Consider the following 7,640-nt stretch of genomic DNA (forward strand, 5'->3'; position numbering starts at 1 on the left):
CCCGGCACCGGGCTGGTCGGTCGACGGGCACCGGATCAAGGCGCCCCTGGAATACTCGCGAGGCCCGGACAGGGTCTGGGTATATGGATCAATCCGAGTCCGTGACGGGCACGCCGTCACACTCACCGCATCCTCCCGCAACAGCGTCAACTATCAGCGGTTCCTGGAACTGGTCGAACAGGCCAACCCGGTCGGCGACATCCACGTGATCACCGACAACCTCTCCAGTCACAACAGCAAATCCACCCGCGAATGGCTCGCCGACCATCCCCGGATCAAACACGCGTTCATCCCCGTCGGCGCCTGCTGGCTCAACCTGCAAGAGCCCTGGTGGCGGATCTTCCGCCGCGAAGCCCTCGCCGGCCAGACCTTCGCCGACGCGACCGAAATCGACCACGCCACCCGCCAAGCCACCACCGCGCTCAACGCCCGCGCACGACCTTGGGTCTGGGGACGGCCCCCACCGAAACCGAGAAGCCTGCGCCGCCGTTTTACATACCACCTTTGAGGAACGCAGCACTAGCCGGGCCGGAATACCGACTACTTGAATACCGGCCCCTGCCAGTCACCCCCTGAGGTCCGGAGTTCGGTAGCGAATAGCGCAGCAGGCACCCGCTACGTGGCTACTCGGCGGCTGTCGGGGGCAGTGCTGTGGAGCGACGCTGATGGACCAGACCGGCGGCGACGGCGACGCCGGTGACGGTGACGGTGACGGTGAGTGTCAAGGCGAACGGGCTGCGGGTGCTGCTGGTGAACGCCATCCCTGCGAGGAGGACGACCAGGATGAGGCCGACTGCGTAGGACAGATACGGCGCACCCCACATTTTCACCGGCAGCGTCGCGATTTGCTCCGATGTCCTGCTGCGGCGGCCGCAGATCTGGGTCGCACAGATGCACAGGTAGACCACGACCGCGATGGACCCCGACGAGCTGAGCAGGAAGTTGAAGACGGTGCTGGTAGGCAGGAAGTAGTTCGCCACCACCGCAAGGAAACCGACGCTGGAGGCGGTAAGCACGCCCGCAACCGGGACCCCGGCGCCGTTCGTCCGGCGCAGCGGGCGGGGGCCTTCGCCGCGCTGGGCCAGCGAATACAGCATCCGCGAGGACGAGTACAGGCCGGAGTTCAGGCACGACAGCACCGCGGTGAGCACGATCAGATTCATGATGGTCTGCGCGCCGGGAATGCCGAGCTGGTTCAGGACCGCGGTGTAGGGGCTCTCGGTGACCTGCGTTGAGTTCCAGGGCATTAGCGTGACGACGACGAAGATAGAGCCGACGTAGAAGATCAGGATGCGCCCGGCCACACTGGCCATGCTCGCACGAACCGCGCGCACCGGATCCTTTGCCTCGCCGGCGGCGATCGTCACCAGTTCGGTGCCAAAGTACGAGAAGAACACTGTCAGTGCGGCCGTGAGGCTCGGGGTGTAGCCCTTCGGGAACAGTCCTCCGCGCCCGAGCAGATTCGTGGTTCCGGGCGCGGGACGGCCGCCGAACAGTCCGGCGATGGCTACGATGCCGATGCCGATGAACAGTACGATCGCGGTGACCTTGATCAGTGCGAACCAGAATTCGAATCGTGCGAACGAGCTCACCGCGGCCAGGTTCACGGCAGTCAGCGCGCTCATGAAGATCAACGCGTACAGCCACGTTGGTGGCCCGGAAAGCAGCTGGCCTGCAATGGCGGCGCCAGCGAGCGACTCGAAAGCTACTGTGACACACCAGTGGTAGGTGTAGATCCAGCCGACCGAAAGACCGGCCCAGGTGCCCAGCTCACGAGAGGCGTAGCTGGAGAACGAGCCCGTTTCGGGGCTGGCGGTGGCCAGTTCAGCCAGCATGCGCATCACCAAGATCACCACCAGGCCGGTCAACAGGTACACCAACACGATGCCTGGGCCTGCCGAGGAGATCGCCTTTCCGCTGCCGACAAACAGCCCGGCGCCGATGACGCCGCCCATACCAATCATCGTCAGTTGCCGAGTGTTGATGCTGTGCTTGAGATTCCCGGAGTTCGGGAGCGAGGTGGACACGGTGGTCTGCTTCCGGTGAGGCGCGGGTGTGACTGGATAGCTGATGGTTGGTGGCGGCCCGCATTCGACCCGTAGAGAGGCGATGCGTTTCATCCGATCCGAGGACAACACATAGGCGAGTGGGCTGTCGAGCCCCCAAGCGGTTACCGGTGCAGGGCAGATGCGCAGATAGCCCTCCGCCCTGCCGACTGCAGCATATGCCAATAAGTAACGACTCGTTGTGTAACGTCGTTTCAGTTCCTGATCTTGAAGCGCCTAGTTGGCCAGACTCTCGGTCGCGGCTTCACCGAGCCCGCACCCGAACATCGTATTTGCATGCAGAAACACTACATTCGAGACTATTCTGGTCACGCTCACCCTTCTCGAGGGGACGATTGACGGTGTACACTATTTAACGGTTCGTTAGATACAGTGCCGTTGTTTAACGGCAGATAATTAGGATGGTGGCCTCCTGGGATCACCTCCCTCGTGATGTGCAGGTGAGCTATGCGTGTCGATTTGAGAGCCACATCCATCCGCCCCCCCGAATGGGACGACCTCGCAGCGGAAGTGTCCGAGTACACCGTGTCGATCCGATGGCTCGAGACCATGGGACCGCTGCTGCCGGGTGAACCCCGATGGCTGGTCGTCTCGGCGGACGGACAGGCCCGGGTTGGGTTGCATGCCCGCTGGCTGCAGTCTCCGCCTCCGGACGCTCGGTTCGACATTGCGGCCGTGCTGCGCGGCGACCTCCCGTCGCCGGAGCCGCGAACAGCTCCAGCTGGAGTGCCGGATATCGCAGCGCTGTATCCGTCCGTGCTGGTGACCCTTCCCGGATATTCCTGCGCGGCAGCGGGTTCCGGCGCCACCGAACCGGCGCTGCTGCGGGAAACTCTGACCGCTGTGGACGCCTGGGCCGCAGGACAGGGGGCACGGCAGGTGTCGTTCCTCTACATTCCCGAGCGGCAGGAACCGCTGCGTGGGGCCCTGACCGAGTTCGGCGCGAGGCAGGTGCAGCTGTATCCGACCTGCGTACTGCCGATGACCTTCGGCAGCATGGACGAATACCTGCGGCAATTGCCGCGCCCGCGCCGCAAGGGTATCGGGAGGCTTCTGCGCCGCCTCGCCGAGAAAGATATGATAGTCGGTGAGGTCGATCTGGCCGAGGTGCGCGACGACGTGTTGGAACTGCGCCTCGAGCTGCTGCGCAAGTACAACTCCGCCGCCGATCGCGACACGCAGTCCGCGGCGATGGATCGGATGCTCGCGAACTACCGGCCCGAGGACATTGTGGTGACGGCGGTCCAGCGCGCCGGCCGGGTCGTCGGCTTCACCCACGGTCTGCGGAACGGAAACACGTTGCGGCAGTTGTGGTGCGGACACCTTCCCGAAGCGTACGGCGCCTATTTCGTGACGTGCTTCTACGCACAGGTTCGTGCCGCTTCGGAGCGCGGCATCGAACGCATCGACTACGGCACACTCGAATGGGGCCTGAAGACCGATCACGGCTCCCGGCTGGAGCAGTTGGCCGGCTACACGTGGACGGTGACAGGCGATGGGCGGTAGCCGGCTGTTCCTGTTCGGCCAATCCATCTCGCTGCTCGGCGACGGTCTGGCCGTGCTCGCTATCCCGCTGCTGGTGTTGCAGCTGACCGGCAGCCCGGTGCTGTCGGCGCTGGCCGCCGCTCCGCGCGCGATCGGCTACCTGATCGCCGGACTGCCCGCGGGTCCGCTGGTCGATCGCGCCGATCCGTGGCGGGTACTCATTACTGCCGATGCGGTACGCATGGCGGTATTCCTGCTGCTGGCTGCCGCGGTGGCGGTGAGCCGATGCCCGGTCGCGGTGATCCTCGGCCTTGCCTGCGTCGCGGGGGTGGCCGGGGTGTTCTTCGAGACCGCGCTGGCTGTCGCGGTGCGGGATCTGTACACCGGACCTCGGTTGATGCGCGCCAACGGTTTTCTGGAGACCTCAGAGCAGCTCTCGCTCGTGCTCGGCCCCGCAGCGGTAGGTGTGCTAGTCGCGGCGGCAAGCCAGCAGGCAGCGTTGCTGGCGAATGCGGGGACCTTCGCGGTGTCGTTGGTCACGGTGTGGCAGACATATTGCAGGCGGCCGGTCGCCGAATTCACCGGCGCCGCCACAACTGTGGGTGCGAAGCGCCCGGTGGGCGCGGGGGTTCTCGGGTCCGTCGGCGCCGAGTTCCGGGCGGGACTGCGGTATCTGGTGACCTCGCCCGTCGTCGCGGGCATCACGCTGCTGCAGGCGGTGACCGCCCTCGGTCTCGGGGCCGAAACGCTGATTCCGTTCTTCGCTCGCGAACGCCTCGGCGCGTCCGCGGTCCTGGTGGGTCTCGCGGTGGCCGGAGGCGGCATAGGCGGGGCGTTCGGTGCGCTGATCGCGGCCGCCATAGGCTCTCGCCGGTCACCGGTTCCGATGTGCCTGGCAGGAGTGTTGCTCATGGCCGTCGGACTGGCGCTGGTGGGCCTGGCGCCCGGCGTGCTGTGGCTGGCGCTCGCTAACGCGCTGCTGGCGGGAGCGTCCATGGTTGTGGTGGTCGTGGTCCGCACGCTGCGCCAGCAGGTGGTGCCGCGTGCGTTGCTCGGCCGGGTTACCAGCACGGCCCGGTCGCTCGTGCTCGCGGCCGCGGCGGCGGGCACGATGCTCACCGGGCTGCTCACCCGGCTCGGCGGCGACAACCCCCGTCCGGTGTTCGTCGGCGCGGCGGTGTTCATCGCGGTGTCCACCGCGCTGGTGTGGCTGGGTGTGCTCGGCCGTACCGCGCACCGACTCGACGCGTTCAACAGGAGTAGCCAATGCGCCCCCATATCCTCGTGATTCACCGCTCCCGCGGTCCCATCGCCCCGTATCTCGAGCGCATCGATCACACCGCCAATGTCGTGACCTATGTGTGCGCCGCACAGGTTCGTCACCGCATTCCACAGCACGCGGCGGCCGAGGTCGTGGTCTTCGACGGCACCGAACCAGTGGACGACGCGGTCCGCGCACTCGCCAGCCGTCACGGCGTGCCCGAGCGCATTGTGGCGATCAGCGAGACAGACCTGTTGACGGCCGCGCAACTGCGGTCGGAGTTCGGTATCGCCGGCGACCCTCCTGCGCAGGCGCTGCCGTTCCGGGACAAGCTGGTCATGTACGAGCGGGCCGCGGCGGCAGGGGTCGCGGTACCGGCATTCGCCGATGCACCAGACAGTGCCGCGATAGTGGAATTCGCTCAGCGATACGGGTTTCCGGTGCTCGTCAAACCCCGGCTGGGCGCTGCCAGCCGCGATATCCTCACCCTGTCGTCCGCCGCCGATCTCGCCGATCTGCCCGATCTGCACGCCGAACCCTTTCTTGTTCAACGCTTCTGCCCCGAGGAGACCGGCACGGTCGATGGAGTCTGGACCGGTACAGAACTCGGGCCCTGGCGCTGTGCGCGGTACCTCCACAGCTGCCTGGACTTCGCCACCGGCGAGAACAGCTTGGCAACAATCGAAATCGATGATCCGGCACTTAACGAACAGTTGGCGTCGTTCGCGAGGGCGGTGCTCATCGCGCTGAGCGCGGGTGTGCCGACGGTATTCCACTGCGAATTCTTCCTGGCTCCGATCGACGCGCCGCGTCTGCAATTGCTGGAAATCGCTGGGCGGATCCCCGGCGGCGAGACAACCCATCTGTGGCGCGAGGTGCACGGCTACGACCTGGTCGGCGCGGCGCTGGACATCCAGATGGGCCGCAACCCGGCCGCTCGGCCGTTGCGGGAGGGTCAGGTCGCCGGTGAACTGCTGGTACGCCCTGCCTTGCCGCCACCGTGTGTGGTGACAGCCACGCGGCTCGAGGTCGCGCCCAGCCACGCGCCTTACCACTGTGCGATCCCGGCCGTCGGACAAGCCATCACCGAAGCCACCGGATATGTCGACATCGGCGCAAGCTTCCGGTTCCGCGCCGACACCTCGCAGGCCGTCGCCGAGGCCATCCGACACACCCTGTCCGGGTTCCGAATGGACTGTGCCACCGATGAATCCGCCGCAGCAGTGGCACAACCGCAACGATCGTGATCTCGATCAGAGAGGGATGACCATGAAACTCTTCACTGGCGACCGTCTGGCGGAATTGGCCCGACGCCACGGGCTGCCCGACGATTACCTGCGGGATCTACGGATCGTGTCCACCGTGCTGCCCTTCCGGGTCAACGACTATGTCGCCGACGAGCTTATCGACTGGTCGGCCATACCCGACGATCCGATTTTCCGCCTGACCTTCCCGCATCGAGATATGTTGCCGCCCAACATATTCAACGCGGTCGCGGGGCTGCTGGACGCGGACGCCTCGCGCGATGTGCTCGCCAAAGCGGCCGCAACGGCGCGGCACGCACTGAATCCGCATCCCGGCGGGCAGATCGAGGACAACGTGCCGATGCTGGACGGGCATCCGGTGCTCGGCCTGCAGCACAAGTACCGGGAGACGGTGCTGGTGTTCCCGTCGCAGGGGCAGACCTGCCATTCCTATTGCGGATATTGCTTCCGCTGGGCGCAATTCGTCGGCTCGGAGACCCGGCAGGCGCTGTCGGACCCGGACCGTATGGTCGGATACCTGCGCGAGCATCCGGAGGTGACGGACCTGCTGTTCACCGGTGGCGACCCGATGATCATGCGTACCAGTGTGTTACGCCGCTGGGTGGAACCGTTCCTCGCGGCTGATCTCGAGCACATCGCCACCCTGCGATTCGGGACCAAGTCACTGTCGTATTGGCCGGCCCGCTTCACCGACGACCCCGATGCGGACGACCTGCTACAGCTGCTGGAGCAGTGCGTCGCGGCGGGCAGGCACGTAGCGGTGATGGCCCACTTCTCCCATCCCCGGGAACTGCAGACCACGGTAGTGCAGCGGGCCATCGCGCGGGTGCGGGACACCGGCGCGGTGATTCGAGCGCAAGCCCCGCTGGTCGCACACGTCAACGACGACGCCGAGACGTGGGCACGGCTGTGGCAGCGGTCGGTAGCGGCCGGGATCATTCCGTACTACATGTTCGTCGAGCGGGATACCGGCGCGCGCAGCTACTTCGAGGTACCGCTGGCACGAGCCCTACGCATCTATGTGGACGCGGTCTCCCGGGTCTCGGGGCTGGCCCGCACCGCCCGCGGCCCGGTGATGTCGGCCCATATCGGCAAGATCGTCCTCGACGGCGCCCCGGTCGTCCACGGCGAACAGGTCTTCGCGCTGCGCCTGCTCCAGGCACGCAACCCGGAACTGGTCGGCCGGCAGTTCTTCGCGCGGTACGATCCAGGCGCACACTGGTTCGACGATCTCGAACCCGCCCTGGGCAGCGAGATGTCCGGCCGCCCAAGCGATCCGGTGCCTGTGGCCTGACCGGGCCATCGCAGGAAGTCAACTGCGGCAGGTGACTTCCTGCGATGGCCGGGCATACCCATCACGCATGTCTAGTTGGGGTTGACCCCAAAGCGACACCACACCGAATCTGGCAAGCTCTGCGTCCGTCGTAGCGCTGCCGTGAACCGCCCCGACTTTCCGGCCGCTTCCTTCTCTGTGGAGGATGTGGGCCATGCCCAAGCGTTATCCGATCGAGCAGCGTGAGCGTGCGGTGAAGATGGTGCTGGATCGAATCGACGGGTATCCGT

Annotated in this window: 6 protein-coding genes; 5 read left to right on the forward strand and 1 reads right to left on the reverse strand. The window is 66.0% G+C overall.

Annotated features, from left to right (window positions below):
- Positions 1-508, forward strand: a 508-nt coding sequence (locus IU459_RS35920; protein WP_228838990.1) for a transposase, incomplete at its 5' end; no start/stop codon positions are given.
- Between the two features lie 115 nt (positions 509-623).
- On the opposite strand, the gene IU459_RS35925 is transcribed toward IU459_RS35920, so the two are convergent.
- Positions 624-2,027: an amino acid permease gene (locus IU459_RS35925; RefSeq protein ID WP_324199159.1), complete on the reverse strand. Its 1,404-nt coding sequence runs from the start codon at positions 2,025-2,027 to the stop codon at positions 624-626.
- A gap of 498 nt (positions 2,028-2,525) precedes the next feature.
- Here IU459_RS35925 and IU459_RS35930 point away from each other — a divergent pair, with 498 nt between their 5' ends.
- From IU459_RS35930 to IU459_RS35945, 4 genes are read left to right on the forward strand one after another with little or no spacing between them, the layout of a single operon-like run.
- Positions 2,526-3,572 (forward strand): GNAT family N-acetyltransferase, encoded by a 1,047-nt coding sequence (locus IU459_RS35930; RefSeq protein ID WP_195134050.1) that lies wholly within the window; start codon positions 2,526-2,528, stop codon positions 3,570-3,572.
- The gene (locus IU459_RS35935; protein WP_195134051.1) at positions 3,562-4,839 is read left to right on the forward strand and encodes an MFS transporter; all 1,278 of its coding nucleotides are present in this window, start codon (positions 3,562-3,564) and stop codon (positions 4,837-4,839) included. Before IU459_RS35930 ends, IU459_RS35935 begins: the two co-directional genes overlap by 11 nt.
- The gene (locus IU459_RS35940; RefSeq protein WP_195134052.1) at positions 4,818-6,059 is read left to right on the forward strand and encodes an ATP-grasp domain-containing protein; all 1,242 of its coding nucleotides are present in this window, start codon (positions 4,818-4,820) and stop codon (positions 6,057-6,059) included. Before IU459_RS35935 ends, IU459_RS35940 begins: the two co-directional genes overlap by 22 nt.
- A gap of 22 nt (positions 6,060-6,081) precedes the next feature.
- Positions 6,082-7,371: a KamA family radical SAM protein gene (locus tag IU459_RS35945; protein ID WP_228838991.1), complete on the forward strand. Its 1,290-nt coding sequence runs from the start codon at positions 6,082-6,084 to the stop codon at positions 7,369-7,371.
- Positions 7,372-7,640: the final 269 nt, after the last annotated feature.

It is taken from the genome of Nocardia amamiensis, assembly GCF_015477605.1.
In the GTDB taxonomy this organism is placed as follows: domain Bacteria; phylum Actinomycetota; class Actinomycetes; order Mycobacteriales; family Mycobacteriaceae; genus Nocardia; species Nocardia amamiensis_A.

Coding starts and splice junctions, on each gene's coding strand:
- IU459_RS35935 (WP_195134051.1), top strand. CDS start 3,562: ATGGGCGGTAGCCGGCTGTTCCTGTTCGGCCAATCCATCTCGCTGCTC.
- IU459_RS35940 (WP_195134052.1), top strand. CDS start 4,818: ATGCGCCCCCATATCCTCGTGATTCACCGCTCCCGCGGTCCCATCGCC.
- IU459_RS35945 (WP_228838991.1), top strand. CDS start 6,082: ATGAAACTCTTCACTGGCGACCGTCTGGCGGAATTGGCCCGACGCCAC.